The 25,169-nt window shown below is 67.6% G+C and carries 24 protein-coding genes and 1 tRNA gene; 13 read left to right on the forward strand and 12 right to left on the reverse strand.

Features of this window, described 5'->3' with window-relative positions; genetic code table 11:
- Positions 1-5: 5 nt before the first annotated feature.
- The 8 genes from ACFXNW_RS15270 to ACFXNW_RS15305 all read right to left on the reverse strand — a co-directional run bounded on the left by ACFXNW_RS15270 (position 6) and on the right by ACFXNW_RS15305 (position 8,118).
- Entirely contained in the window at positions 6-581 is a 576-nt protein-coding gene (locus ACFXNW_RS15270; RefSeq protein ID WP_379418299.1) for a TerD family protein, read from the reverse strand.
- A gap of 76 nt (positions 582-657) precedes the next feature.
- Positions 658-1,140: a hypothetical protein gene (locus ACFXNW_RS15275; RefSeq protein WP_379418300.1), complete on the reverse strand. Its 483-nt coding sequence runs from the start codon at positions 1,138-1,140 to the stop codon at positions 658-660.
- A gap of 146 nt (positions 1,141-1,286) precedes the next feature.
- The gene (locus tag ACFXNW_RS15280) at positions 1,287-1,748 is read right to left on the reverse strand and encodes a flavodoxin domain-containing protein (RefSeq protein ID WP_379418301.1); all 462 of its coding nucleotides are present in this window, start codon (positions 1,746-1,748) and stop codon (positions 1,287-1,289) included.
- 321 nt (positions 1,749-2,069) lie between these two features.
- Positions 2,070-3,473: an MATE family efflux transporter gene (locus ACFXNW_RS15285; protein ID WP_379418302.1), complete on the reverse strand. Its 1,404-nt coding sequence runs from the start codon at positions 3,471-3,473 to the stop codon at positions 2,070-2,072.
- A complete protein-coding gene (locus tag ACFXNW_RS15290) occupies positions 3,470-4,504 on the reverse strand; it encodes a PLP-dependent cysteine synthase family protein (protein ID WP_379418303.1) in 1,035 nt (344 codons plus the stop codon). The genes ACFXNW_RS15285 and ACFXNW_RS15290 overlap by 4 nt, the downstream gene beginning before the upstream one ends.
- A 65-nt stretch (positions 4,505-4,569) precedes the next feature.
- Positions 4,570-5,982 (reverse strand): alanine racemase, encoded by a 1,413-nt coding sequence (locus ACFXNW_RS15295; RefSeq protein WP_379418652.1) that lies wholly within the window; start codon positions 5,980-5,982, stop codon positions 4,570-4,572.
- Complete coding sequence (locus ACFXNW_RS15300) at positions 5,979-6,989, reverse strand: ornithine cyclodeaminase family protein (protein WP_379418304.1); 1,011 nt, start codon at positions 6,987-6,989, stop codon at positions 5,979-5,981. The genes ACFXNW_RS15295 and ACFXNW_RS15300 overlap by 4 nt, the downstream gene beginning before the upstream one ends.
- Positions 6,961-8,118 (reverse strand): TauD/TfdA family dioxygenase, encoded by a 1,158-nt coding sequence (locus ACFXNW_RS15305; protein ID WP_379418305.1) that lies wholly within the window; start codon positions 8,116-8,118, stop codon positions 6,961-6,963. The genes ACFXNW_RS15300 and ACFXNW_RS15305 overlap by 29 nt, the downstream gene beginning before the upstream one ends.
- Positions 8,119-8,388: 270 nt before the next feature.
- Between ACFXNW_RS15305 and ACFXNW_RS15310 the strand changes: the two genes are divergently transcribed.
- From ACFXNW_RS15310 to ACFXNW_RS15325, 4 genes are all read left to right on the forward strand, one after another.
- Entirely contained in the window at positions 8,389-9,903 is a 1,515-nt protein-coding gene (locus ACFXNW_RS15310; RefSeq protein ID WP_379418306.1) for an ABC transporter substrate-binding protein, read from the forward strand.
- Positions 9,900-10,829 carry an ABC transporter permease gene (locus tag ACFXNW_RS15315; RefSeq protein WP_379418307.1) on the forward strand — a complete coding sequence of 310 codons (930 nt, stop codon included), beginning with the start codon at positions 9,900-9,902 and terminating at the stop codon, positions 10,827-10,829. Before ACFXNW_RS15310 ends, ACFXNW_RS15315 begins: the two co-directional genes overlap by 4 nt.
- A 50-nt stretch (positions 10,830-10,879) precedes the next feature.
- Positions 10,880-13,216 carry an ATP-binding cassette domain-containing protein gene (locus ACFXNW_RS15320; protein ID WP_379418308.1) on the forward strand — a complete coding sequence of 779 codons (2,337 nt, stop codon included), beginning with the start codon at positions 10,880-10,882 and terminating at the stop codon, positions 13,214-13,216.
- Between the two features lie 105 nt (positions 13,217-13,321).
- Entirely contained in the window at positions 13,322-13,597 is a 276-nt protein-coding gene (locus ACFXNW_RS15325; RefSeq protein WP_379418309.1) for a hypothetical protein, read from the forward strand.
- A gap of 13 nt (positions 13,598-13,610) precedes the next feature.
- Here ACFXNW_RS15325 and ACFXNW_RS15330 read toward each other — a convergent pair whose 3' ends face one another.
- Positions 13,611-13,964 carry a hypothetical protein gene (locus tag ACFXNW_RS15330; RefSeq protein WP_379418310.1) on the reverse strand — a complete coding sequence of 118 codons (354 nt, stop codon included), beginning with the start codon at positions 13,962-13,964 and terminating at the stop codon, positions 13,611-13,613.
- Between the two features lie 181 nt (positions 13,965-14,145).
- Here ACFXNW_RS15330 and ACFXNW_RS15335 point away from each other — a divergent pair, with 181 nt between their 5' ends.
- From ACFXNW_RS15335 to ACFXNW_RS15355, 5 genes are all read left to right on the forward strand, one after another.
- Positions 14,146-14,913: a lytic transglycosylase domain-containing protein gene (locus ACFXNW_RS15335; RefSeq protein ID WP_379418653.1), complete on the forward strand. Its 768-nt coding sequence runs from the start codon at positions 14,146-14,148 to the stop codon at positions 14,911-14,913.
- A gap of 134 nt (positions 14,914-15,047) precedes the next feature.
- A complete protein-coding gene (gene eno, locus ACFXNW_RS15340; RefSeq protein ID WP_379418311.1) occupies positions 15,048-16,331 on the forward strand; it encodes a phosphopyruvate hydratase in 1,284 nt (427 codons plus the stop codon).
- Between the two features lie 28 nt (positions 16,332-16,359).
- Positions 16,360-17,016 (forward strand): septum formation initiator family protein, encoded by a 657-nt coding sequence (locus tag ACFXNW_RS15345; RefSeq protein ID WP_379418312.1) that lies wholly within the window; start codon positions 16,360-16,362, stop codon positions 17,014-17,016.
- A complete protein-coding gene (locus ACFXNW_RS15350; RefSeq protein ID WP_379418313.1) occupies positions 17,013-17,537 on the forward strand; it encodes a DUF501 domain-containing protein in 525 nt (174 codons plus the stop codon). The genes ACFXNW_RS15345 and ACFXNW_RS15350 overlap by 4 nt, the downstream gene beginning before the upstream one ends.
- Positions 17,530-18,477 (forward strand): exopolyphosphatase, encoded by a 948-nt coding sequence (locus ACFXNW_RS15355; RefSeq protein ID WP_379418314.1) that lies wholly within the window; start codon positions 17,530-17,532, stop codon positions 18,475-18,477. The genes ACFXNW_RS15350 and ACFXNW_RS15355 overlap by 8 nt, the downstream gene beginning before the upstream one ends.
- 6 nt (positions 18,478-18,483) lie before the next feature.
- On the opposite strand, the gene ACFXNW_RS15360 is transcribed toward ACFXNW_RS15355, so the two are convergent.
- On the reverse strand, positions 18,484-18,837 hold the full coding sequence (locus ACFXNW_RS15360; protein WP_379418315.1) for a hypothetical protein: 354 nt from the start codon (positions 18,835-18,837) through the stop codon (positions 18,484-18,486).
- Positions 18,838-18,933: 96 nt separating this feature from the next.
- The gene (locus ACFXNW_RS15365) at positions 18,934-19,383 is read right to left on the reverse strand and encodes an SRPBCC family protein (RefSeq protein ID WP_379418316.1); all 450 of its coding nucleotides are present in this window, start codon (positions 19,381-19,383) and stop codon (positions 18,934-18,936) included.
- 209 nt (positions 19,384-19,592) lie between these two features.
- Between ACFXNW_RS15365 and ACFXNW_RS15370 the strand changes: the two genes are divergently transcribed.
- The 4 genes from ACFXNW_RS15370 to ACFXNW_RS15385 all read left to right on the forward strand — a co-directional run bounded on the left by ACFXNW_RS15370 (position 19,593) and on the right by ACFXNW_RS15385 (position 23,260).
- Positions 19,593-21,059 carry a peptide MFS transporter gene (locus tag ACFXNW_RS15370; protein WP_379418317.1) on the forward strand — a complete coding sequence of 489 codons (1,467 nt, stop codon included), beginning with the start codon at positions 19,593-19,595 and terminating at the stop codon, positions 21,057-21,059.
- 37 nt (positions 21,060-21,096) lie between these two features.
- Positions 21,097-22,575, forward strand: coding sequence for an amino acid permease (locus tag ACFXNW_RS15375; protein ID WP_379418318.1), 1,479 nt, complete (start codon positions 21,097-21,099; stop codon positions 22,573-22,575).
- Positions 22,576-22,579: 4 nt separating this feature from the next.
- A complete protein-coding gene (locus ACFXNW_RS15380; protein ID WP_379418319.1) occupies positions 22,580-23,125 on the forward strand; it encodes a hypothetical protein in 546 nt (181 codons plus the stop codon).
- A 61-nt stretch (positions 23,126-23,186) separates the two neighbouring features.
- A tRNA-Leu gene (locus ACFXNW_RS15385) sits at positions 23,187-23,260 on the forward strand.
- A 343-nt stretch (positions 23,261-23,603) separates the two neighbouring features.
- Here ACFXNW_RS15385 and ACFXNW_RS15390 read toward each other — a convergent pair.
- Complete coding sequence (locus ACFXNW_RS15390; RefSeq protein WP_379418320.1) at positions 23,604-24,935, reverse strand: ATP-binding protein; 1,332 nt, start codon at positions 24,933-24,935, stop codon at positions 23,604-23,606.
- Positions 24,936-25,169 lie beyond the last annotated feature (234 nt).

Consider the following 25,169-nt stretch of genomic DNA (forward strand, 5'->3'; position numbering starts at 1 on the left):
TCGTCTCAGATATTCACGCCGTAGTCGCGGGCGATGCCCGCCAGCCCGGAGGCGTAGCCCTGACCGATGGCGCGGAACTTCCATTCGCCGTTGTGGCGGTAGAGCTCGCCGAAGACCATGGCGGTCTCGGTGGATGCGTCCTCGCTGAGGTCGTAACGGGCCAGTTCGGCGCCGGTACTGGTGTCCGTCACCCGGATATAGGCGTTGCGCACCTGGCCGAAGGACTGCCTGCGTGCATCGGCCTCGTGAATGGACACCGGGAAGAAGATATTGGTGATCGACGGCGGGGTGGCCACCAGATCGACGTTGATCACCTCGTCGTCGCCCTCGCCCTCACCGGTGAGGTTGTCACCGGTGTGCTCGATGGATCCCTCCGGCGAACGCAGGTTGTTGTAGAAGACGAAATGCAGGTCCGACAGGACTTTCAGGTCGGGACCGGTGGCCAGCGCGCTGGCGTCCAGGTCGTAGTCGGCGCCGGTACTCGTCCGCACATCCCAGCCCAGCCCGACCGTGACCTTGGTCAGATTCGGGGCCTGCTTGGACAGCGAGACATTGCCGCCTTTGGCCAGTGTGACGCTCATGTTCCCCTTCCTCGCGGCGCTGACGCCCCGCCCTTGCTCACGATTATGGCCGAACGGCCGATATCGCTGCCGTCGTTCAGTTCTGGCTGTCGGCCCACGACTTCAGGGTCGCCACGCGGCCTTCGAGCGCGTGCAGTTCGGTGTCGTCGAGCACGGTGCGCTGAATCCCGGTATCCACCGCGAATGCCGACTGGCGATGGTCGTCGATCACGGCGACGTCGATGCGCACCGCGACATAGTCGCTTGCCTCGGGCATCTCCTCCGCGATCACCTTCGCGGTACCACGCGCACACAGCGCGACATTGCCGCCGCCGAGGATCAGCAGCGCGACGTCGGGGCGTTCCCGTAGCCGGGCCAGCGAACCGCGATCGAACTTCAGGCTCAGCAGGATGGTGCGGTCGCCGGCGCGAACGGGCCAGGACACCGGAATCGCATGCGGCGCCGGATCGGTGGTGACAAGCACGGCGATGGTCTCGGTGGGCCATTGCGGCAGCACGGCCAGCTCGGGATGATCGGTCGAGGGGTCCTGATGTTGCGCAGGGCTGACTCCGGCTGCCATGTTCATCACCTCATGAATCGACGCGCGCGCGACGGGGCTGTGCCGCACTGGGACCCAGTTTACGGGCAGGCCCCGACAAGCGGCCCAGGATGATTGGGCCACCAGCCGGACGACACGTGCGATACGGCCGGGTATGCACATCGCGATCAGGCCGGGGTCAGCGCTGCCTCGTCGGTGATACTGAGGCCGCGCGCCCACTCGCGTGCCATGTCCTTGGCCTTGATCTCGGCAGACGCGTCGTGGCGTGCGTGCTCACCTACCTGCACCGCACCGCATGCGGTCAGCTTCTCGGCCGCGATCTCGCCGCCACGGTTGAAGGTGTCGCCGTAGACGGAATCGCCCAGTCCGAAGACCGCGAAACGCAGGCCGGTCAGGTCCGGTCGGCGGGCGTCGACCGCGTCGAAGAACGGCTCGGCGCCGGTCGGCAGGTCGCCGTCGCCGTAGGTGGAGCAAACGATGATGTGGAAGTCGCGCACGTCGAGATCGTCGATATCGAAGTCGGTCATGTCGTAGACCGACACGTCGTGGGCTGCGAGCTCGTCGGCCACGCTGTCGGCGGTGGCCTCGGCCGTGCCCATCTCCGATCCGAACAGAATGACGACGCGCACGGCGACTCCTCTCCACTCTGGGTATGGTGAGGCTAGCCTAATATGCCGCCGCGCTGGTTAGCAATGGCGTGCTCGGGCGATGCCTCGACTGTCGCACGACACCGCGCCGGGGTCGTGCGGCAGCGCTGGCCGTGACCGCCGAAGCCTCCGGCCGTGACCGCCGAAGCCTCCGGCCGTGACCGCCGAAGCCTCCGGCCGTGAACGTCGAAGCCCCGGCCGTGAACGCCGAATACCCCGGCGTGACCGCCCAGTGCGGCGGCCACGGCCCATCCGGCGTCGACTATCAGCAGCGCCTACGGCCGGGCCGCTGGGAGCGGCGGTTCAGCTGGGCGTACCCAGTGCCTGGGGCAGCATCCCCGGATGCTCCCGCGCGGCCGTGTCGAGCAGGGTGAAGTAGCGCCGCAGCATGAGGACGGCCGTCGCGGCCAGTCCGGCGGTGAGTCCCCACCACACGCCCGCGGCGCCGAGCCCGGCCGGGAACGCCAGCAGCAGCGCGGTGGGCAGGCCGACCAGCCAATAACCGATCAGCGACAAGCGGAAACCGGCATTGGTGGCCTTCAGGCCGCGCAGCAGCCCGGTGCCGATGTTCTGCGCGGCGTCGAAGAACTGCAACACGATGCCGATCAGCAGCAGGGTCCGTGCCACCTCCATGGTCGCGGTATCGGCCGGATCCAGGAACGGGCGCAACACCAGATTCGGCACCATCACGTACGCGATACCGGTGACCGCGGCGACCACGGCGGCATGCCGCAGCGCCAGCCACGCCAGCGCACGCGCATGATCGAACTCGTCGCGCGCCACGGCATGGCTGACCAGGATCGACGCACCGTGTGACAGGCCGATCGCGACCTGGAACACGATGTAGATGATCTGATAGACGATGTTGTGCGCCGCCAGCGCCGCCGGTCCGATACTGCCCATCACCAGCGCGAGCACCGAGAACATGCCCGCCTCGGAGCCATAGGTGAGCGAGATCGGCAGGCCCAGTTTCAACTCCGCCCGCACCGTCGCCATCCGCACCGGCCACAGCCGCAGCGACAGGCCCGCACCGAGTTCAGCGTCGCGGCGCACCATCGCCCAGAAGACGCCGAAGGTGAGCAGGAAAACCAGCGAGGTCGCCACACCGATACCGGTGAGCCCGACCGCGGGCAGCCCCGCCCAGCCGTGCATGAAGGTCAGCGCCAGCACCAGATTCAGCGCCACCGAACCCAGCGTGACCAGCAGCAGGGCCTGCGGACGCTGCATTCCGACGGTGTATTGCCGCAGTACCTGGAACCACAGACACGGCAGCAGACCTGGCGCGAGCGCCATCATCATCGGCCGCGCGTCGGCGAGCACACCGGTGTCCTGCCCCAGCCATTGCAGCGACCAGCCGAGCCCGACCAGCGCGACCCCGCCGAGCAGGCCCGCGATGGTCGCGATCAGGAAACTGGATCGCACCACATCGCGTACCTCGCCTACGGCGGAGTCGCCGCGTTTACCCGCCGCGCTGACCGCGGACGCGATCTGGTTGCCGCTGCCGGTGATCAACCCCACGCACATGGTCCGGATCTGGTTGAACAGCACGATCGCCAGACCACCCGCGGCGACCTGGCGCACCCCTAGGCTGCCCATCAAGGCGATATTCGTGGTGGACACCGCGATCTGTGCCAGCTGCGTCATCGCGATCGGCGTCGCGAGGGTGGTGAGCCTCCTGCCGTCGGCACGGAAGTCGGACAGGTTCACCGTGCCTCCACCAGATGATCTCGGCGGGATGCGGGGGTGTAGCGCGCGAGCATGTCCCGCACCTCGTGTTCGGCTTCGGGGTCGAGCAGGTCGCGGGCGCGCATCCAGTCGTCGTCGAACACGGTGTCGAGGTACTTCTCCCCGCCGTCGCAGACGATGGTGACCACGGTCGATCCGGGCGGGAACTCCTCGAGCCGGGTCAGCGCGGCGTGCACCGAGCCGCCGGCCGAACCGCCGAGCATCAGCCCGAGTTCGGCCGCTACAGCACGCGCGGTGGCGAAGGCCGCCACATCGGTGACCTTGACGCCCTCATCGAGCAGCGAATAGTCGACGGCGGTGCCGATGGTCGCACCCGGCGGCGTGCCGGTGCCGGACTGCCAGTACGGCCCACCCGGGCCGCCGAAGGCGATCGAGCCGACCGGCTCGACACCGATGACCCTTGGCACGCATCCGAGCTGACGCAATCGGGTGGCGGTGCCGAACAGCGAACCGCCGGTGCCGACCGCGGACAGGAGGATATCGACGCGCTCGACATCGTCCAGCAACTCTTCGGCCACCGCGTAGTAGCCGACCGCATTGGCGTCGTTGTTGTGCTGTTCGGTGAAGAACGCGTCGTCCTGCGCGGCAGCCATCGCCTCGGCAAGGTCCTCCCGTGCCGAGGTGGCCAGGTTGTCGTCACCGTCATCGGCGACGAACACCAGTTCCGCACCCGTTGCTCGCATCGCGCGCAGCTTGTCCTTACATGCGTGGTGGTCGACCACCGCGGTGAAGCGGTAGCCGCGTTCGGCGGCAACCACCGCCAGGCCGAGCCCGGTGTTGCCGGATGTCGATTCGATGATATGCCCGCCATCGTTCAGCAAACCTCTTCGCTCGGCGTCGAGCACCATTTCGCGCGCCATCCGGATCTTGGCGGCACCGGTCGGATTGAACTGTTCGAGCTTGAGCAGCAGCCTGGTTCCGGTCGCGGTGGCCGCCAGCTCGAACAACGGGGTGCGGCCGATCAGGTCCGTCACACGCGTGACGAGCGGCATGGGAGGTCTCCTCGGTCGGTACTGTCCGGCACAGAGCCGGGGTCGGTCAGTCGGTACGGCGCGGATCAGTGCGCGTCGAGCGTCCATCGATATCTGCCGCCGGGCGCGTCGTGCAGCGCCACCTTCGGCGGCAGGGGTAATTCGTGGAACGTGGACTCGTTGGAGTCCATCTGATAGCCGGCGGTATTCGGGTAGACGAGCAGATCGCCGGTGTCGGCCGGGCCGGGCAGCGGAATCCGGCGCCAGCTGAGCATGTCCGATTCCAGGCAGGTCGCCGCGCCGACGACGGTCGGTGTGGCAGTGCCTTCGCGCGGCGGCCAGAGCACCGGATCGGGCAGATATTCGCTGTCGAACCACTGCTCGGACAAGCTGAGGCTGCTGCCGTCCACGGTCAGGATGCGATACGGATGCCCGTGGGCGAGCCGCGTCTTGCTGCCCTGCACTCGGAAGACGGTGCTGCCCGCCCGGTCCAGCAGCGCCCGGCCCGGCTCGATCGCGAGCCGGATGCCGTTGCCGCGCAGGTGCTCGGCCAGGCCGTCGCGGCCCAGGATCGCGGTGAGCATGGCCGGGCCCGGTTCGGGACAGTGGTACGGGTAGTAGCTGTCGAACTTCTTGCCGGTGTGGAACCAGCGTCGGCTGGCGTCTTCGGTGAAATCCGACCACGCCCTGGCAGGTACGTAGTCCACGCCGAAACCGCCGCCGATCGAAATCGTGCTCGCCGGGTGACCGAGCGTCCGGGCGTGCAGGCACCGCCGGACGAGGTCGGCGGCCAGTTCGGCGCGCGGCACCGGGTCGTAGCCGGACAAGTGGAAGCTGAAGCCCTCCAGCCGCACCGAGGTCATGGCCGTTGCGGCGGTGAGGGCGTGCTCGATCTCGGCCTCGGTCATCCCGAAACGACTCGCCGACGCGGGTGGCAGCACTCGAAGCAGCACTCGCGCCGAGAACCCGAGCGCGGCGATCCGCTCGAGCTCCCCGACACTGTCCACCGCGATCACCGCACGGTGTCTTGCGGCAAGCCACAGCAGGTCATCGGACTTCTCCGGCCCGGTCACCATCAGTTCGGAGCCGCGAACACCCTGCGCCAGTGCTGCTGTCAGCTCCCCGGTGCTCGCCACATCGACGCCCGCACCCTGCTCCGCGCAGGCCCGCGCCACGCACGCCGCCTTGTTCGCCTTCTTGCCGAAGTAGACGAAACCGTCGACGCCTGCCCGCGTAAACGCCTCCTGGAAGCCACGGATATTGCGGGCGACGCGTGCCGGGTACATCAGGTGGAACGGACCACCCACCGCGAAGGCGATATCGCCGAGCAGGTTCGGTTCGGCGAGTACACGCTGTTCCCACTCGTCGCGGTGGGCGGGCAGAGGTGTCGCCGTGATCCCGCCGGTGCCGGTGCCGGTGCCGCCGCTCATGCGGTGCCCGGCCTCATCCGCTGCCGCCCCGGAGTTCACCGGTGCGCCTGCGGCATCCACCTCCGTCAATCCCACAGCGGTACCTCCGTGCCTCTGCCCTCGGCAATGGCGCGTTCGGCCAGGGCATGTGCGACCGCGATATCGGTGAGGACCAGACCGCTGTTGTAGACGAAGATCCGCTCCTCGTCCGAGCGCCGGGCCACCGCACGACGGCTGAGGATCTGGGGGAGTTCGGCGTCGACACTGCGCAGCACACCGTCCGGGCCCGCCATATCGATGCCGGTCACCGCCATCTGCGCAGCGCTGGTGGCGACCACGCGGTCGGCATCGCCGAGCGTCGAGGGCGCCAGCCCGTACCCCACGAGCACCGCGACCGAACCCGCCTTCAGATCACCGGATTCGAGCGCGACCTCGGTGCCGGGACCGGCGGTCGCGAGGACGATGTCCGCCGCCGCGGCGGCCTCGCGGGCATCGGCGACGGTTTCCAGCATCGCGTGCGGATGATGCTCGGCCAGATGCCGATGCACGGACTCGATGCCCTCGGGATGGGTCCCGTACAGCATGAGTTTGCGCAGCCCCGGATTCGCGGCAAGCAGATGCGGCAGGGCATTGCGGCCCTGAGTGCCGGTGCCGATGAGCAGCACGGAATCGGCGTCGCGGCGCGCGGTTTCGCGCACAAGCAGCGCCGATACGGCAGGCGTACGCAGCGCACCGACGCGCGAGCAGTCCATCATCGCGATCGGCGCACCGGTGGTGTCGTCGTAGAGGGTGATGGTGGTGTAGTAGCGCTTGGTGCTGCGGTCGTGACCGGGATCGAACTTGTAGGAGGTCTTCATCGCAACCACCCGGCGCCTGCCGTCGCGGCCGAGCATGGCGTAGGAGACCGACCAGCCATCCGGGTTCGCCACGCTCAACTTGCGTGGATTGTCCGAATCACCCGACGCGAAGGCGAGATACGCATCTTCCACCGCCCGCACCACGGCCGACGGCGAGATCGGCACGTCGGCGAGGTCGCTTCGGCTCAGTACCCGCAGCGGGGTGACTCGATCACGCGTGCTCAAAGGATCCTCGATCATGTGCTGTGCCGTCCCGCTCTACATCCGCCGGAACCGTTTCCGGTCCGGCCGCCCGGAATGGGCGGACCAAATGCTGTCCGTATCCATTCTCTCCGGCCTCGGCGCTACGGCGGCGTCGTTCGGGTAACCGGATGTTCACTCGTTTGAGCCAGCGGTCGGTGCCGTCGTAGCGGGCGGTGAACGGCACCCGGCCGTGCACGGCGACGTCGTTGTCCACCAGTAGGAGTTCGCCGGGCGCGAGCGAGGCAGTGACGCAGACGCGTTCGAGCTCGTCGGTGAGGTGGGCGTAGGCGTCGCGGAATTCGGGATCGGCGTCGTCGAGCGGGGTGTAGGCGGGGTCGTAGCGCATGGTCAGATCGTCGGTGTGGCAATCGCTTTCGTCGGACCGCCACAGGGTCGGCACCGGCGTCGCGGTCGCGCGATCGTAGCCGGAGCCGTAGGAGACATCGGGCAGGATCGGCAGCAGCGGCGTGCTCAACAGCCGCCGCTGGCGCGCGCTCAACTCGACCTGCCGCACCGAGGAGACAGTGGTGCCGACCCGGTCGGGATTGCGCAGGCACGACAGCATCAGCAGGTGAGCGCGGCCGGGGTGGAAGGCGTCCTCGGTGTGCGGGCTGAGCAGGGTTTTGCTGCTGGCGCCGGATTGTTCGTGCTCGTGGCCTGCCGCGGGGACGATGTTGTTGACCAGGCGGCCGTCCTGCTGGCCCTGCCAGCCGAACGGTTCACCGGCGGATCTGGCCAGCAGCAGCATGACGATATCGAGTTCGAACGAACACGACCGCGTGCTCGAATCCCCGCTCCACAGTGCGGCTTCGCGCCAGCTGGGCGGGGTGGGGCCGCATTCGGCGTCGTCGAGCGGAAGGCGGCTGACGACGGTCGCCCCCGCCGAGGTCGCCGGCGCGCGCATGGCATGGCGTACCACGGCGGGTAACTCGCCGGCGCGGGCCTCGACCTGCTCGACGAGCGCCGGGGCGGTGAGCGTGCACGCGACGCCGCCGGCCGAGAGGCCGAGTGTGGCGTGGATCGCACGCGCCAGCTCGCGCACCGCGCGTCCGGCGGCCAGGGGGAGCTCGCGTCGTTCGATCATCTGGGGGTGAAGCGTCTTACGTTCGGAGAGAACGCTTTTCACCAGGGTTTCCCTTCTTCGCATCGGGTCGAAAAGCGAGTGGTGACGATTCGAACTGCGAAGCTAGTGCTTCCCTCGAGCTAGAGCAAGGCATACCTAAGTCGGGCATTTGGATAGCGATGAAGCATAACCGAGGCGAGGCGCAGCTAGTGGGCGGTATCACCCATTTGGCGCATCGACCGTCGAGAGACGTAGAACACGATTAGGCTAGCCTTCCCTGGGTCATTTCTCCAGTGGTTTCCGAGTCGACATGCTCGGACGGAAGGCGGCGCAATGGGTTTGAACCGGCGACAGCTCCTGCGATCAGGGGTGGGCGTGAGCGCCGTGCTGCTGGCGGCCGCGTGTTCGAGTGGGACCGAATCGGCAGGCCCGCCACGCCCGGGCGGGACGCTGCGAGTCGGCGCGTTGGGTACACCCGCGCGGATCGAGCGTGATCCGCACGCAAACCTGAGCAATGACAGCGACTTCCTGATCGCCTCGCTGGTCTACGACCCGCTCACCATCCCCGCCGCGAGCCCGACGGTGGCTGCACGGCTGGCCACCGCCTGGGAACCCGACGCCGAGGGCAGGCGCTGGCGGTTCACCCTTGCGGAGGGCGCCACCTTCCATGACGGCTCGCCGGTGACGTCCGAGGACGTGGTGTGGTCGCTGCGCAGGCTGCGCGAGAAAGCGGGGCCGTCGAAAATGCCTGCGGCCGTGGAGGACATCACTTCCGACGGCCCCGGCCACATCGTGCTGACGATGCCCGAGGCCAACTCGCAGATCCCGCTGCTCGTGCGCCTGATGAGCTTCACCGTCAAGAAAGACACCACCGACTTCACCCAGCCGATCGGTACCGGACCATTCCGCCTGGAATCCTTCGACGGCGGCACCGCGCGATTGGCGCGCAACGATCGCTGGCACGGCACGCCCGCGCTGCTGGACGCTATCGAGGTCACCATGTTCGACAGCGTGACCGCGCTGGGCAATGCCGTGCTCGGCAATCAGATCGACCTGGCGTCGAATGTGGGTGCCATCGCAGGCCGCAGTGCCGCCGGTCGAGGTGATCTACAGGTCGTGCGACGTCCGAACGACACTCTCGTGGGCGTGGCGATGCGCACCGCCGATGGGCCGTTCGCCGATCCCCGGGTGCGGACCGCCGTGCGCCTCGGCGTCGACCGTGGCGCGCTGGTCGACCAAGTGCATTCCGGATACGGGTCCATCGCCAACGACATTCTGGGTACCGCGGACCCGTTGTACGACGCGACGATCACCCAACGCGGCCGCGATATCGACCGGGCGCAGACGCTGCTGCGCGAGGCAGGGCTCGATACCGGCCGCAGCTATCGGCTGGTGACCAAGGCCGAGGCGCCGGGCGAAGTGGAGTCGGCGCAGGTGATCGCCACCCAATTGGCCGAGATCGGGCTGCGGGTCGAGGTGGTGACGCAGGAACCGAACACCTTCTACGACCAGACCTGGTTGTCGGCGCCGTTGTACACGATCTCGTGGGGCACCAACGATTCCACGCTGTTCTTCGCCAACAACCTCATGTCGAGCGGGTCCAACCGCAACGAAACCGCCTTCCACGACGCGGCGTTCGACGCTGCGACTGCGAAAGCGCTGGCCGCGCGGAACGTCGACGAGCAGGCAGCGGCCTCGCGGGAACTGCAACGCATCCAGTACGAGCGCGGTGGCTACCTGGCGTGGGGTATGGCCGACGGTATCGATGTCGCGACGACCAGGGTGCACGAGCTGCCCACGCTCGGCGGTTTCGCGCGGGTGCAACTGGAACGCGCCTGGCTGTCGTGACCCGGTTCGCACGGCTGCTGCTTCGTCGCGTCACTCTGCTGATCGTGCTGCTCGCGGCGGTGTTCGTCGCCGTCGATCTGCTGCCAGGCAGTACCGCACGCGCGGTGCTCGGCCGCGACGCCACCGAGGCGGCGGTCGCGGCGAAGGAACATGAACTCGGGCTGGATCGTCCGCTGCCGGTGCGTTTCGGTGACTGGCTGGCGGGTGTGCTGACCGGCGATTTCGGGCAGACCGCACGCGGCAAGTCGGTGGGTGAGCTACTCGCAGGTACCTTCCCACAGACCCTGTTGCTCGGCGGCATCGCCTTCGCCCTGACGATCCTCGCTTCGCTGGCACTGGGCGCATGGTGGTCGGTACGTCCGCGTGGTGTGCTCGGGCGCACTCTGCAACCGACGACGACCACCGCCGTCGCGGTGCCGGAGTTCGTGGTGGCGACGCTGCTGATCCTGGTGTTCTCGCTGGCCACCGGCTGGTTGCCCGCTGTGACGATCACCGGCCGCTCCGGCTTCCCGGGCTCGCCGGACATGCTCGTGCTGCCGGTGCTCGCGCTGTCGATCCCGCAGATCGGCTGGAACACCAGAGTAGTGCGGGCCGCGCTCTCGGATGCTTGTCGACTGCCGCATGTGGAAACCGCGGTACTGGACGGCCTTCCGGAGCGAACCGTGCTCACTCGCCACGTGTTGCCGTTCGCCTTGCCGACCATCGTCGCCAGCTTCGCCACCACCGTCGGCATGCTGCTCGGGGGAGCGCTCGTGGTGGAGACGATCTTCAACTATCCGGGGCTCGGGGCGTTGCTGGCCGCTTCGGTCGCCGATCGAGACACGACGTTGGTCGCGGCGGTCGTCGCCTTGACCGGTGTGGTGATCATGGTGATGCTGGCCGCCGCGGACGCAGTGCGGGCGTGGTCTGTGCGGGGGCGGCTATGAGTCGCTCGCACAGCCGGTCGAACGCGCTCGACCGCGGCGGTGATTCAGCAATGAGCATGCGGCGGATCGCGGCGGTCGTTCCCGCTGTGCTGATAGTCGCGCTCGCGGTACTCGGCCCGAGTCTGGCCTCGCGCGGGGCGGAGCAGCCGGTGGGAATCCCGTTCGCCGCACCAGATGACGCAGCGCTGCTCGGTACCGACCGCCTGGGCCGGGATGTGCTCAGTCGCCTGCTCTACGGCGGCTGGGGCCTGCTGCTGACGGCCGCCGTGATCGCGGTGGTCGTGACGGTGGTGGCGAGCGTGCTCGGCGCGGTGGCGGCGCTGCGCCCGAGGGTGGGCGCGGTGATCGAACTCGGCACGGATTTCGTCATCCTGCTGCCCGCGGTGCTCGGCATCCTGCTGGTGCTGACCTCATGGCCGGACGCGGGTGTCGCCGGCCTGATCATGATCGCTCTGCTGTTCGGCGCGCCCTACTGCGCCCGCGTATTCGCCGCCGCGGCAGCGGGCGTGGCGACCAGCGGCTATGTGGAAGCGGCCCAGGCGAGCGGTGAAACACTGCCGCATCTGGTGTTGCGGGAGATGATGCCGAACCTGCGTGAAGTCTTCGCCGCCCAGCTCGGACTGCGATTCGTAGCCGGTGTGTACCTGGTCGCCACCGCCTCCTTCCTGCAACTACCCACCACACTCGGCGCCACCAACTGGGCGGTCATGGTCCGCGACAACACCTCCGGGTTGCTGCTGAACCCGTGGGCGGCGCTGGCGCCGAGCCTGGCCATCGCGATCGTGGCGGTGAGCGTGAACCTTGCGGTGTCGGAGTTCGGGCGGGCAGGCGCCACCGGACAGCACGACGACCCGATTGCCAGCGGTGATACGTCACCTCTGCCGGATGACGCGGCGAGCGCAGTGGTCGTGAACTCCGTCGTTGTAGTCGGGTCGAACGGTCAGAAACTGCTGGGCCCGACGACCTTCACTGCGGGTCCGGGCGGTGTCACTGCACTGACCGGCCCATCGGGATGTGGCAAAACGACGTTGCTGCGATTGCTGCTCGGGCAGTTGCCGGAGCCGAATGCACGCGTCGAAGGCACCCTCATGGTGGCTGGGAAGGACGTGCTGACGCTGGGAGCGGCCCAGCTGCGCACGTTCCGGGGCGACCGTATCGCCTACGTCGGGCAGGATCCCGGCTCGGCGCTCAACCCGCTCATGCGGGTGCGGACATTGCTCGCCGAAGTCGCGCGTGACGATCACGGCCGCCCAGCTCATCATCGTCATGCGGATGCGACCGGAGACGGTGGGCTCGGCGGAATCTCTGACGCCGCGCTGACCGCGACGCTGGAGCGGGTCGGCTTGTCCGCCGAGCACCTGAGCCGCCGTCCCGGTGAAATGTCGGGCGGCCAGCTTCGCCGGGTGGCGCTGGCGCGTGCGCTGGTCCGCCGAACCGGAATTCTCGTACTGGACGAACCTTTCGCAGGGTTGCACGCCGCACTGCGCGCCGAGATCGCGCGGGTGATCGCGGATATCGCGGCGACCGGCGAGGTGACGGTACTGCTCACCGGGCACGACACCGACACCGTGCATTCCATCGCCGATCAGGTGGTGGAGCTGGGAAGTGTGGGCGCCCGCGAAATTCGCGCGGCGGCCGATACGGGCAACGAGCACATCGTGATGCGTGCGAAGGGGATCGAGGCTTCGATCGCCGGCCGTCCGGTGCTGTCCGGTATTGATTTCGAGCTCGCCACGGGGTCCGCGCTGGCCGTCGTCGGCGCGTCGGGCGCGGGTAAAACCACCTTGGCCCGGGTGCTGGCCGGTCTGCATCGTGACGCCACCGGTTCAGTCGAGCTGCACGGTGCCGCGCTGCCCATCGGCGCGGCGCGCCGGGCTCGCTACGCGGGCAATGGCATCCAGCTCGTCACCCAGAACCCGAAATCCGCACTCAACCCGCGCCGCACCGTCGCCCAGACGCTCGAGCGCCCGCTGCGACGCATCGGAAAAGTGCCGAAAGCCCAACTGCATGAACAGATCACCGCGCTGCTGACGTCGGTCGACCTCGACCCCGCATTCGCCTCGCGCTACCCGCACGAACTTTCCGGCGGTCAGCGCCAACGCGTGGCGCTGGCTCGTGCGCTCGCCGCCGACCCGGCGGTCCTGCTGTGCGACGAGATCACCGCCGCACTCGACCACGCCACCGCCGACTCGATCATGGCCCTGCTCGACCGCATCCGCATCGAACGCGGCACCGCCCTGGTTCTGATCACCCACGATATGGCCGTCGTCGCCGCGCATTGCCCCCGCATCCTCGTCCTGGACCATGGCGATCCAGTCGAATCAGGCCCCACCGCGACCGTTCTGGCCGACCCGGAACACGCCGCCACCCGCGAACTCCTGCACTGAACCCGCGTCCACCGACCGAGTACGCCGGAGCGCGGTTCGCGGCCCCCGAACGTGTCGTACCCCTCTGTCACACTGCTGATGAAACAGAGGTCACAGGGGGTTTCCATGAATCAGTCCACCGTCATTGCGTTCATCGCGATCTTCAGCACGGCCGCGGTGGTGGCGCTGCTGGCCGGTGCTGTCGCCCACGCGATCGGCGCCCGCGAACGGCGCACCGCGGATTTGTGCTTCCTCGGCGACTGGATCCCCACCAGCGGGTACTTCGAGCACCGGAAACGGCATCGATCGATAGCGCGAATCGAATTCTGGTCCAACCTGATCGGACTGCTGTCCACCCTCGCAGGCCTGGCCACGCTTGCTGTCGCGCTGGCTGTGGCATAGCCGGTGACACTGCTCAGGTCGCGCCGACCGATCTGGCGGACACGGCGATGTAGAACATCGTCAGCGTGAACAGGAACCACCCCGCGCCCTGCCAGATCACCCAGTTGCGTCCCTGACGCCATTGCCGCAGCGTCTGCACGAACGCGCCGATCCCGCCGAGCAGAGCGACCACGGTCGGCCCGATCAGCACCGCTGATTGGGCGGGCACATCACACAGCAGCGGCTCGTGCTCACCACAGTGCGCACTCGCCCAGAACGCGGTGATGCCGAAGACGATCGCCGCGACCGCGATCACGCACGCCGCATAGAGTGCGGCGCGCCGGTAGGTCCCGTCGTCGGACCAGCGTTTCTCCACGTCATCGGTCATATCGGCGTACCTCTGCTACTCGGGACTCCTACCTGCCGGATTGCCGGGTCCACGTGCGGCAAACCTGTCGGTGACGCATGTGCCGCCTCGGCCCCTCGATCAGGACGCGGCGCTCGCCGAGGGCGAGTACAGCCTGGCCGCGGCGGCCTTTCGGGAGGTTTCCAGTGGCAAGGCTCCCCGCATGATCGCGCGCCCTGGTCCCGCCGATCTGGATGATGGAAAGGTGCTCTTGAAAAAGACCGGCGCGATCGCCGTGACTCTCGCCGCGCTGGTGCTCGCCGGTTGCGGGATCGACCGCGACCTGGTGCCGATCCCGGAAGGGCTGCCACCGGGCCCCGGTGCGCCACTGCCCCTGATCGATATCGACTCGCCCGGCCGCACCGCCGCGCAGTTGAACAGCTGGGCGACCGAACACGCCGACACGCTACGGATCCCGGTGCCCGCACTCGAGGCCTACGGGTACGCGGCCGCGGTGATGGTGCGAGCCAGGCCCGACTGCGGCATTGCCTGGACCACCTTGGCGGGAATCGGCAGTGTGGAAAGCAAGCACGGCACCTACCGTGGTTCCGCGGTGAGCGAGACCGGCCGCGTCGATCCGCCGATCATCGGCATCGCACTGGACGGTTCGCCCGGCGTCGCGCGCATCGCCGACACCGATAACGGCGCCCTCGACGGCGATCCGGTGCACGATCGCGCCGTCGGCCCACTGCAGTTCATCCCCGAGACGTGGCAGCGCTGGGGCGTGGACGCCAACGGTGACGGCGTGATCGACCCGCACAGCATCGACGATGCCGCTCTCACCGCCGCGCGCTATCTGTGCGACAGCGGTGGTGTGCTCACCTCACCCGAAGGCTGGTCCAAGGCGCTGTTCACCTACAACCGTTCCGAGAGCTACATGATGGACGTCCGCGACCGGGCCGCCGCCTACAGCGTGGGCAGGCGGGTGTGACCAGGCCCATGTCGCGCTCGGCAGCGGTGCACTCGGAGTGCCGGTTACTCACTGAGCCCGGTGGGCGTTAGGCTCGCAGCGCACGGCTTTCCCGTCATAACCACCGTGCCACCAGCCGAAGGAGTGTCGTTTTCGTGGCCATCATCGAACAGGTCGGAGCTCGCGAGATCCTGGATTCGCGCGGCAACCCCACTGTCGAGGTCGAGATCGCCCTCGACGACGGCACGCTGACCAGGGCGGCCGTACCGTCCGGCGCGTCCACCGGTGAGCACGAGGCGGTGGAACTGCGCGACGGCGGCGACCGCTACCTGGGCAAGGGTGTGCAGAAGGCCGTCGAGGGCGTGCTCGACGAGATCGCGCCCGCCGTCATCGGTCTGGACGCCGTCGAACAGCGCACCGTCGACCAGGTCCTGCTCGACCTGGACGGCACCCCGGACAAGTCGCGCCTCGGCGCCAACGCCCTGCTGGGTGTCTCGCTGTCGGTGGCTCGCGCCGCCGCCGAGTCCTCCGGCCTGGAGCTGTTCCGCTACCTCGGTGGCCCGAACGCCCATGTGCTTCCGGTGCCGATGATGAACATCCTCAACGGTGGCGCGCACGCCGACACCGGCGTCGACGTCCAGGAGTTCATGGTCGCCCCGATCGGTGCGCCGACCTTCAAGGAGTCGCTGCGCTGGGGCACGGAGGTCTACCACGCACTCAAGTCGGTGCTGAAGTCCAAGGGCCTTGCCACCGGCCTCGGCGACGAGGGCGGTTTCGCCCCCGACGTCGCGGGCACCCGTGAGGCGCTGGACCTGATCAGCACCGCGATCGCCAAGACCGGCCTGAAGCTGGGCAGCGATGTGGCGCTGGCGCTGGACGTGGCCGCCACCGAGTTCTACTCCACCGCGGGCTACAAGTTCGAGGGCAGCGTGCGCACCGCCGCCGAGATGGCCCAGTTCTACGCCGACCTGCTCACCGCCTACCCGCTGGTCTCCATCGAGGACCCGCTGTCGGAGGACGACTGGGACGGCTGGGTCGCGCTGACCGATCAGATCGGCGACAAGATCCAGCTGGTCGGCGACGACCTGTTCGTCACCAACCCGGAGCGCCTGGAAGAGGGCATCACCAAGGGTGCCGCGAACGCACTGCTGGTGAAGGTCAACCAGATCGGCACCCTCACCGAGACCCTCGACGCCGTCGAGCTCGCGCACCGCAACGGCTACAAGACCATGATGAGCCACCGTTCCGGCGAGACCGAGGACACCACCATCGCCGATCTGGCGGTGGCGGTCGGCAGCGGTCAGATCAAGACCGGCGCTCCTGCCCGCAGCGAGCGTGTGGCCAAGTACAACCAGCTGCTTCGCATCGAGGACGCCCTCGGTGACTCGGCGCGCTACGCGGGCGACGTCGCCTTCCCGCGTTTCGCGTTCGAGGACTGACAGCAGCGGAACATGGGGCAGTAGGGATATGACGGAGCGACGTGCGCGTGGTACCAGTCCAGCCGGACGAGGCGACCGCCGCACGTCGCGTACCGCCCGCTCCCGCCCCGCCGCCGATCAGCACGGCAGGGCCGCGGCACCGAGCCGCACGACGCGACGCCGTCCCGACGACAAGGCCGAGCCGCGCAAGATAGGCGCCCGCAAGAGCACCAGGGGCAAGGATTCGCCCGAACGCACCATCCTCGGGCTGTCCACCGGCAAGGCGGTCATCCTGGCGATGGTGGTCTGCGCACTGGCGCTCACCCTCGCGGTCCCGATGCGCACCTACTTCAGTCAGCGCGCCGAGGCCGCCCAGCTGGCCCAGGAACGCAGACAGCTGGAGGCCGATCTGGCCTTCTTGCGTGATCGCCGGGCCCAGCAGCTGGATCCGGCCTATATCCGGTCCGAGGCCAAGGACCGGCTGCGACTGGTCCCGCCCGGTGAAACGCCCTATATCGTGCAGGTTCCCGGGATCGAGGCGCCCGCGCGTCCCGGCCCGACGACACCATCGAAAGAACCCGATCCCTGGTATACCGGCCTGTGGCGCAGCGTGTCCGAACCACAGCCCAACCCCGAGCCCGCGCCCGTGACCACGACGCCGCCGCCTCCGGCAGCGCCCGCACCGAACCCGGAAGGACCCAGGTGACCGAACCCGACGACCGGGATCTGCGGATCATCGCCGAACAGCTGGGCCGCACCCCGCGTGGGGTGCTCGCCATCGCCTACCGCACTCCCGATGGCTTGCCCGCGGTGGTCAAGACGGCGCCGCGCCTACCCGACGGCACCCCGTTCCCGACCCTGTACTACCTGACCGACCCGCGGCTCACCGCGGAGGCCAGCAGGCAGGAATCGGCGGGTGTGATGCGCGAGATGACCGAACGTCTCGGCACCGATCCGGAGCTGGCCGCCGCCTACCGCGCCGCGCACGAGAGCTACCTCGCCGAACGTAACGCCATCGAATCGCTCGGCACCGATTTCACCGGCGGTGGCATGCCCGAGCGGGTCAAATGCCTGCACGTGCTGATCGCGCATTCGCTGGCAAAGGGGCCCGGGGTCAACCCGTTCGGTGACGAGGCAGTCGCGCTCGCGGCCGAGCATGGGCTGCGCGGCACCGCGGTCCCGGCCGATTGGCCGAGGTTCGAGCGCGAGGAGACAGGTAATGAGTGACAGGGTCGCCGCCGTCGACTGCGGCACGAATTCGATCCGTCTGCTGATCGCCGATGTCGGGCCCGACGGCAAGCTCACCGACGTACATCGTGAGATGCGGATCGTGCGCCTGGGCCAGGGTGTCGACGCCACCGGCAGGCTCGCACCCGAAGCTATCGAACGCACCCGCGTCGCCCTCGCCGACTATGTGGCGCTCATGCGCGAACACCAGGTCGCCCGGGTACGTATGGTCGCCACCTCGGCCACCCGTGACGCCGCCAACCGCGAGGATTTCTTCGCCATGACCCGCGCCGAACTCGGCGCCGTGGTGGCGGGCGCCGAGGCCGAGGTCATCACCGGTGACGAGGAGGCGCGGCTGTCGTTCTCCGGCGCGGTCGGTGAATTGTCCGGCGACAAGGGCCCGTTCGTCGTCGTCGATCTGGGTGGCGGCTCCACCGAACTGGTGGTCGGCGACAGCGACGGCGTGCATGCCGCCTACTCCGCCGATATCGGCTGTGTCCGGATCACCGAACGCTGCCTGCCCGGTAACCCGCCCGACGCCGAACAGGTCAGCGCCGCACGCGCTTTCGCTGCCGAACGGCTCGACGACGCCTTCACCCACGTGCCCGTCGATTCGGCGCACACGTGGGTCGGCGTGGCAGGCACCATGACCACGATCGCCGCCGTCGCACTCGACCTGCCCGAATACGATTCGGAGCGAGTGCATCTCACCCGGCTGACGCTCGACGAACTGCACACCGTCTGCGACCGCCTCATCGGAATGAACCACGATCAGCGCGCAGCACTCGGCCCCATGCATCCGGGTCGGGTGGACGTCATCGGTGGCGGCGCCGTCATCGCCGAGGTGCTGTCGGAGGAGTTGTCGCGCCGCGCAGGTATCACCGAGTTGGTGGTCAGCGAGCACGACATCCTCGACGGCATCGCGATGTCGATCGCCTGAATCGCCTCAGTCGTTCCTGTTCTGCATCATCTGCTGGTAATCGGTGATGCCCGGTGTGTGCCACCAGATCGGCTGCGCACCCGGGCCGCAATCCTGGCTGAAGGTGCCCGAGGAACTGCCCGCAAGCCGGAAATGGGCCTCGTACAGGATGCGCACATTGCTGCACAGTCCGATGAGTGTCCCGGTGCCCGCGCCGACGTCGGTATTGGTGCAGGTGACATCCAATCGCGACCCGACCGGTGTCGCACCGCAGGTCACGTAACCCAGTGGGGCGGCCTGTGCCGCCGGGGCCGCGAATGTGACGGCCAGTGTGGCGATAGCTGCCACGCCAGCGCCGGCCGTTGCTGTTGCGAAACGCATGTGTATTCCCTCCCGTAACAACTGTTCAGGGGAGAGGCTACCCAGAATCGTTGTCCCAGCGGAAGATACGGGACCACGCACAGATGGGAATCCAGTTCACATATGGCCTTCGGACCGACCGATGATCAGGTGGGCGAGCCGGTCCAGTGATTCCTGATTGCGCGGTGTGAACACGAGGTCCTGCGCGAAGCCGGGCACGAACGCTCCCGGTCCGCGGGCCGCCCGTTCGAACATCCGGATCTGGGTCACCCGCGGCTGGGGTTCGTCCAGTTCGAAACGGATCCACGCGGCACCGATCAACCACAGCCGCGCGTCCAGTTCCAGCATGCGCGGTGGCTCGACGGCGCTGACCTTGGTGACGTCCTGCATGGTCAGCGGCCACAGGCCGACGCTGTGATGGATGCGGGTGCCGACCGCGGGCCAGTTGCGGTCGACCACCCGGATATGCGAGGCGCCGACCACCCAGCTCGCGTACAACCAGCCGTCGGCAAGGGCCGCGAAGGCCTGCTCGATCGGCACCGGCACCGTCACTTCGACTTCCGTCATCAGCGCACCGCCTTCGTCGTCCCGCCTGCCCGACCGCCCGCACTCGGACACGTGTGGTGTTCCGAGTGCGAGCCTAATCAACGTGGGCGAACACCGGGTGAGCCCGAGCCGGTGAGGGCACCTGCGGAAATCGTGCGAACACGTCGCGGTTCGATGGAATTTCGGTGTGGATGCCTGTGAACGACGGCCGAACGTGGGATTGTCTGACCATGTCCGATGCAGTAACGACCGAGCAATCGCCCGCCGAACGGACGTTGTTCGGCCATCCGATCGGGTTGACGAACCTGTTCGGTGTCGAGATGTGGGAGCGGTTCTCCTTCTACGGCATGCTCACCATCCTCGGGTACTACCTGTACTACTCGGTCTCCGATGGTGGCCTCGGGATGGAGCAGAGCACCGCGGTCGGCATCGTCGGGGCCTACGGCGGCCTGGTGTATTTGTCCACGGTGCTCGGCGGCTGGGTCGCCGACCGGTTGCTCGGCATGGAACGCACGGTCTTCTACGGCGGCGTCGTGGTGATGGCAGGCCATATCGCGCTGGCCATCCTGCCGGGGCTCGGGGGTGTCGGTGTCGGACTGGTGCTGGTCGCGCTCGGCAGCGGTGCGCTCAAGGCGAACGCGTCGTCTCTGCTCGGCACCCTCTACCCGCACGGCGACCCGCGCACGGACGGCGGCTTCACGCTGTTCTACCTCGGCATCAATCTCGGCGCGTTCGTCGGACCGCTGCTGACCGGATTGCTGCAACGGGAATGGGGTTTCCACGCGGGCTTCGCCGCCGCGGCCATCGGCATGGCGCTCGGGCTCACCCAGTACGTGGTGTTCCGCCGCAATCTCGGCACCGCAGGCAGGCAGGTGCCCGATCCGCTCCCGCGCAGCGCGGTCGGCAAGGTGCTCGGGTTGGTCGCCGCGGCTGCGGTGATCATCGTCCTGGCGGTCGTCACCGGACTGGTGACGCTGGACAACCTCGCCGACGTCACCACCGGGGTCATCGCGTTGGCCTCGATCGCCTACTTCGTGGTCATGCTGACCGACTCCAAAGTCAGCGCGATCGAACGCAGCCGGGTGCGCGCGTTCATCCCGCTGTTCATCGCCAACGCCGTGTTCTGGTCGCTGTTCCAGCAGATCTTCACCGTGCTCGCGGTCTACTCCGATGAGCGGATGGACTGGAACATCTTCGGCTGGACCGCACCGTCGAGCTGGATCGGCTCGGTCGAGCCGGTGTGGATCATCGTGCTCTCGCCGCTGTTCGCGCTGATGTGGACCAAACTCGGGTCACGCGCGCCCAGCACACCGCGCAAGTTCGCGCTCGGTGTGATCGGCATGGGCCTGGCCTTCTGGCTGTTCACACCGATGTCGCAGACCACGGGCCGCGCTGTGCCCGCGCTGGTGGTGCTGTTCATCATGGGCGTGTTCGCGGTGTCGGAGCTGCTGATCTCGCCGATCGGCCTCGCCGTCACCACCCAGCTCGCGCCCGAAGTGTTCCGTGCGCAGATGATGGCGCTGTACTTCTTCTCCGTCGGTCTCGGCACTTCGATGTCGGGCACCCTCGCTCGCTACTACGATCCGGCACACGAGTTCGCTTACTTCGGCATCATCGGCGCGGTCGCGATCCTCGCCGGTCTGGTTGTCGCCGGCCTCTCGCCCTGGGTGAGCAGGCATATGCAAGGCGTCCACTGACCATCCACCTGGAGACCTCGACACGAAGGAGATCGCCGTGGCGATACCGACCAGCCGCCACCAGTTGTGGCGCACCAAGAGCGTGGAACAGTCGATCCGCGACACCGACGAGCCGGATTCGAAACTCCGCAAGGAACTCACCGCGTGGGACCTGACGATCTTCGGCGTCGCCGTCGTCGTCGGCGCGGGCATCTTCACCCTCACCGCACGCACCGCGGGCAATGTCGCGGGACCATCGGTGTCGCTGGCCTTCGTCTTCGCCGCCGTCGCCTGCGCGTTGACCGCCCTGTGCTACGCCGAGTTCGCCTCGACCGTCCCGGTGGCGGGCAGCGCCTACACCTTCTCCTACGCGACTTTCGGCGAGCTGGCGGCCTGGATCATCGGCTGGGACCTCATCCTGGAGTTCGCGCTGGCCGCGGCGGTGGTGTCCAAGGGGTGGTCGCAGTATCTGGGTGAGCTGATGGGTTCGCGCTCACCGATCCTGCATATCGGTTCGATCGACTTCGACTGGGGTGCGGTGCTGCTCATCGCGGTGCTCACCACGTTGATCGCGATCGGCACCAAGCTGTCGTCGCGGGTGTCGGCGGTGGCCGTTGCCATCAAGCTCGGCGTCATCGCGCTGGTGCTGGTGATCGGTGTGACCTACTTCGACTCCGACAACCTGACGCCTTACGTCCCGGAATCCAAGCCGGGTGAAGGCGGCGAAGGCATTCACCAGACGCTGTTCTCCTACCTCACCGGCGCGGGCAACAGCACCTTCGGCTGGTACGGCCTACTCGCGGCGGCGAGCCTGGTGTTCTTCGCGTTCATCGGTTTCGACGTCGTCGCCACGGCCGCGGAGGAGACCAAGAACCCGCAGCGCGATATGCCGCGCGGCATCCTCGGCTCGCTGATCATCGTCACGGTGCTCTACGTCGCGGTCTCGCTGGTGCTCACCGGGATGGTGCCCTACACCGATCTCGCCGGTGACGACGCGACGCTGGCGACCGCGTTCGCCATCCACGGCGACACCTGGGTGAAGAACATCATCTCCGTCGGCGCATTGGCAGGCCTGACCACCGTCGTCATGGTGATGCTGCTCGGCCAGACCCGCGTGCTGTTCGCCATGTCGCGTGATGGCCTGATGCCGCGCAAACTGGCCCACACCGGCAACCGCGGCACGCCGGTGCGGATCACCGTGATCGTCGGCATCGTGTGTGCGGTGCTCGCCGGTTTCGTCGAGTTCGGCACCCTCGAGGAAATGGTCAATATCGGAACGCTGTTCGCGTTCGTGCTGGTCTCCATCGGTGTGCTGGTGCTGCGGCGCACCCGCCCGGATCTGCCGCGCGGTTTCAAGGTGCCGCTCGTGCCGTTGCTGCCGATTCTGGCCGTGCTGGCCTGCCTGTGGCTGATGCTGAACCTGTCGGTGGAAACCTGGCTGCGTTTCGTTGTGTGGATGGCGCTCGGTTTGGTGGTGTACTTCGCATACGGCAAGCGGCATTCGGTGCTCGGGAAGTCCGTCTCAGACAAGGGGTGACACGATGCGCAATCCATGGCGACGCAGGCGCCGGGCGGAACCACCCGCCCGCGCCGTCGACCATTCCGGGACCGACCTGGTCATCCGCTGGATCGACGCGGTGACGACCGGGCTGGCCGATGCGCCGCCCGGCCCGCCCGAGGCGGCGCCTGCCCGGGTCTGCGACGGCATGTTCACCGCCGCGACCATCGCCGCGGTCCTCATCGAGCGGGTGTCCGACCGCACCGAATACCGCGTCGCCAACAACCGCTGCCTGGCGGCGTCGGTGGAGTTCATGAAGGTCCTCGGCGAGGACACCCTGCGTCGCTACCGCATCCAGTCCGACGCCCAGCCCGTCGGCTTGGACGAGGTGAATTCCGACGCCGACGAACTCGCCATCGCCCGCCATCTAGCCCTGCTCGGCGAAGCCCTCCAGATAGCCCTCTGCGCCGTCACCACCGACCCGGCCCTCTCGGCCGAAATCCGGGAAACCGCCAACGATTCCGGCCTCCTGGCCGCCGATGTCCTGGTCGAAACCTGCCAAACAATCCAATCCGACCCCACCACCTGACCCACCCTCCCCGCCCCGGGGGATTCCGGTACACCCGTACGAGTCGGTAGGGTGAGCCGACGCCCCTATAGCCCAATTGGCAGAGGCAGCGGACTTAAAATCCGCCAAGTGTGGGTTCGAGTCCCACTGGGGGCACCGGTATCGGTGCAGGTAGATCGCTATCTCGGTGCGCGCTGTTTGCCGGGTCGGCCGTTTCGGTCCGCAGTGAGACCGCAGCATCTTTCGCCCCGGTCCATTCGAACCACATCACCTCGTGCACCGCCCCGAGACGGCCCGAGGTGCGTGTCGCAGATGCTGCCCTCACCGTAGGTCGCCGTGAGCTCGGCATTGCTACGCCTGACCAGTCGTGTGGACTCTGTCCGAATCGCGCTGGCGGGCACCGAGCGGCCGCGGGTAGAGAACCTGTGCGACCGTGTGCCCGATCGGATGACCGATCGAGCACACGGTAGTTGTGAGTGGTCGCTGCTTCGTCAGGTGTTTACGGTTTCGGCGTACCCAACATGCCGCCGGTCTGTCCGGATCCGGCGCTGTTGTTTCCGGACTGGTTGGAGCCGGAGTTCGGCTGGGTTCCAGTGCCTGTGCCGGGGGCTGTGCCTTGTCCGAAGCCGTGGGTGGTGCCGCCGAGGCCGGGGATGTTCCCATTGGGGACTGTCGGGTTGCCGAGTCCCGGGTATTTCGGTGTGCTGTGGCCCTGGCCCTGGCCCTGGCCTTGTCCTTGTCCTTGTCCGAGTCCTGGTACGGATCCCAGGCCGGGGATTTCCGCAGGACCGGGGTTTCCGGCTCCGGGGACTGTGCCCGGCACGTAGCCGTCGGTGGTGCCGCCGCCGACGTCGGGGAGGTTCACGTCGGGGGTCCAGGTGTTACCGGAGTTGCCGGGCTGCGGGTCGGCCGGTGCGGTGTTGCCCTGGCCCTGGTCGACAGGTGCAGGATCCGGCGCGGGACCGGGGTCCTCCGCGGGCACGGAACCAGGAGCGGGCGCCGGGCCGGGATTTGCCGGGTCCGCTGCTTGGCCGGAATCTCCAGCGGGAGCCGAGTTCGGGGCCGCCGGCTCCGGGGCCGCGGGGTCCGCCGCAGGGCCGGCGCCCGCAGCGGGCGCTGGGCCCGGGTTACCTTCCTGTCCCGAGTCGGCACCAGCCGGTTGTGATCCTCGGTCGGGCTCGGCGGGCGGAGGCGCCTTCTGATCGGCCGGCGCCGCGGGCATCTTCTCGACGTTGGCAGGCTTCGGCGGCGCCGGATCGTTCTTGGTGACGGTGTATCCCGCTGCCATGAGCAGAAGGATCGCGCCGAGAATGGCGAGCGCCGCCGCCAGCCGCTTCCACCAGCGGGCCCACACCCGCTGGATGCTTCGCATCAGGCTGTCGATCGTCCTTTGCTCTTCCGCCTTTTTTCGTAGTTCGCGCACCTTTTTCTCGGCCTCTTCGAGCTTGCGCTCGGCGTCACGGAGTCTGTCCTTCCAGTAAATATCCCGTTCCCGAATGAATTCGAGATTTTCCTGAAGCCTCTCGTGCTCCGCCTTCCAATCGGCGTAGCGTTCCTCGGTGTACAGCCATGCGGTCAGGTGCGATTCGTCTTGAGTGAATCCCGGATATTCTCCGTCTCTGTTGAAGTAGTGCGTATCGTGGTGTCGAATCTGCTCCTCGAGGTTTTCGATGCCTTCGTCGTAGTCATTCGAGATCTCGCGCAGCTTGTCGCGCTCTTGTTTGGCCTCTTCATAAGCTCGCTCGGCGTCTTCGAGCTGCTCGAAGACATCCTTTTCTTCCTCGTCTTCGATCAAGCAGACATTGGCTACAACGGCGACATCGTCACTCATCGGAATCACTTTCCCTGACATACCGAAGACGCTGAACAAGGCTCCGGATAGTAGTTTCACGGGAAAGAACAGCCGCTCGTTCCCATTTGCGTTCTCAGGCTATGGCCGTACCGGCGAGCATCGCTTCCGTGTCAACGCGCAACGATTTACGTGCTAGCACGCACATGGGCTGCTCGCTGGTGGCACCATATTGATGAGGCAGACGGCCACGGTGACGTGGACGCACGGATTCTT

The sequence above is a fragment of the Nocardia sp. NPDC059180 genome (genome assembly GCF_042754945.1).
GTDB lineage: Bacteria > Actinomycetota > Actinomycetes > Mycobacteriales > Mycobacteriaceae > Nocardia.

Bases quoted from the DNA above. Each gene is read 5' to 3' on its own strand.
- ACFXNW_RS15270 (WP_379418299.1), bottom strand. From the start codon at position 581: ATGAGCGTCACACTGGCCAAAGGCGGCAATGTCTCGCTGTCCAAGCAG.
- ACFXNW_RS15275 (WP_379418300.1), bottom strand. From the start codon at position 1,140: ATGGCAGCCGGAGTCAGCCCTGCGCAACATCAGGACCCCTCGACCGAT.
- ACFXNW_RS15290 (WP_379418303.1), bottom strand. From the start codon at position 4,504: ATGCCGCTCGTCACGCGTGTGACGGACCTGATCGGCCGCACCCCGTTG.
- ACFXNW_RS15300 (WP_379418304.1), bottom strand. From the start codon at position 6,989: ATGATCGAGGATCCTTTGAGCACGCGTGATCGAGTCACCCCGCTGCGG.
- ACFXNW_RS15310 (WP_379418306.1), top strand. From the start codon at position 8,389: ATGGGTTTGAACCGGCGACAGCTCCTGCGATCAGGGGTGGGCGTGAGC.
- ACFXNW_RS15320 (WP_379418308.1), top strand. From the start codon at position 10,880: ATGAGCATGCGGCGGATCGCGGCGGTCGTTCCCGCTGTGCTGATAGTC.
- ACFXNW_RS15325 (WP_379418309.1), top strand. From the start codon at position 13,322: ATGAATCAGTCCACCGTCATTGCGTTCATCGCGATCTTCAGCACGGCC.
- ACFXNW_RS15330 (WP_379418310.1), bottom strand. From the start codon at position 13,964: ATGACCGATGACGTGGAGAAACGCTGGTCCGACGACGGGACCTACCGG.
- ACFXNW_RS15335 (WP_379418653.1), top strand. From the start codon at position 14,146: ATGATCGCGCGCCCTGGTCCCGCCGATCTGGATGATGGAAAGGTGCTC.
- ACFXNW_RS15345 (WP_379418312.1), top strand. From the start codon at position 16,360: ATGACGGAGCGACGTGCGCGTGGTACCAGTCCAGCCGGACGAGGCGAC.
- ACFXNW_RS15355 (WP_379418314.1), top strand. From the start codon at position 17,530: ATGAGTGACAGGGTCGCCGCCGTCGACTGCGGCACGAATTCGATCCGT.
- ACFXNW_RS15360 (WP_379418315.1), bottom strand. From the start codon at position 18,837: ATGCGTTTCGCAACAGCAACGGCCGGCGCTGGCGTGGCAGCTATCGCC.
- ACFXNW_RS15365 (WP_379418316.1), bottom strand. From the start codon at position 19,383: ATGACGGAAGTCGAAGTGACGGTGCCGGTGCCGATCGAGCAGGCCTTC.
- ACFXNW_RS15370 (WP_379418317.1), top strand. From the start codon at position 19,593: ATGTCCGATGCAGTAACGACCGAGCAATCGCCCGCCGAACGGACGTTG.
- ACFXNW_RS15380 (WP_379418319.1), top strand. From the start codon at position 22,580: ATGCGCAATCCATGGCGACGCAGGCGCCGGGCGGAACCACCCGCCCGC.
- ACFXNW_RS15390 (WP_379418320.1), bottom strand. From the start codon at position 24,935: ATGAGTGACGATGTCGCCGTTGTAGCCAATGTCTGCTTGATCGAAGAC.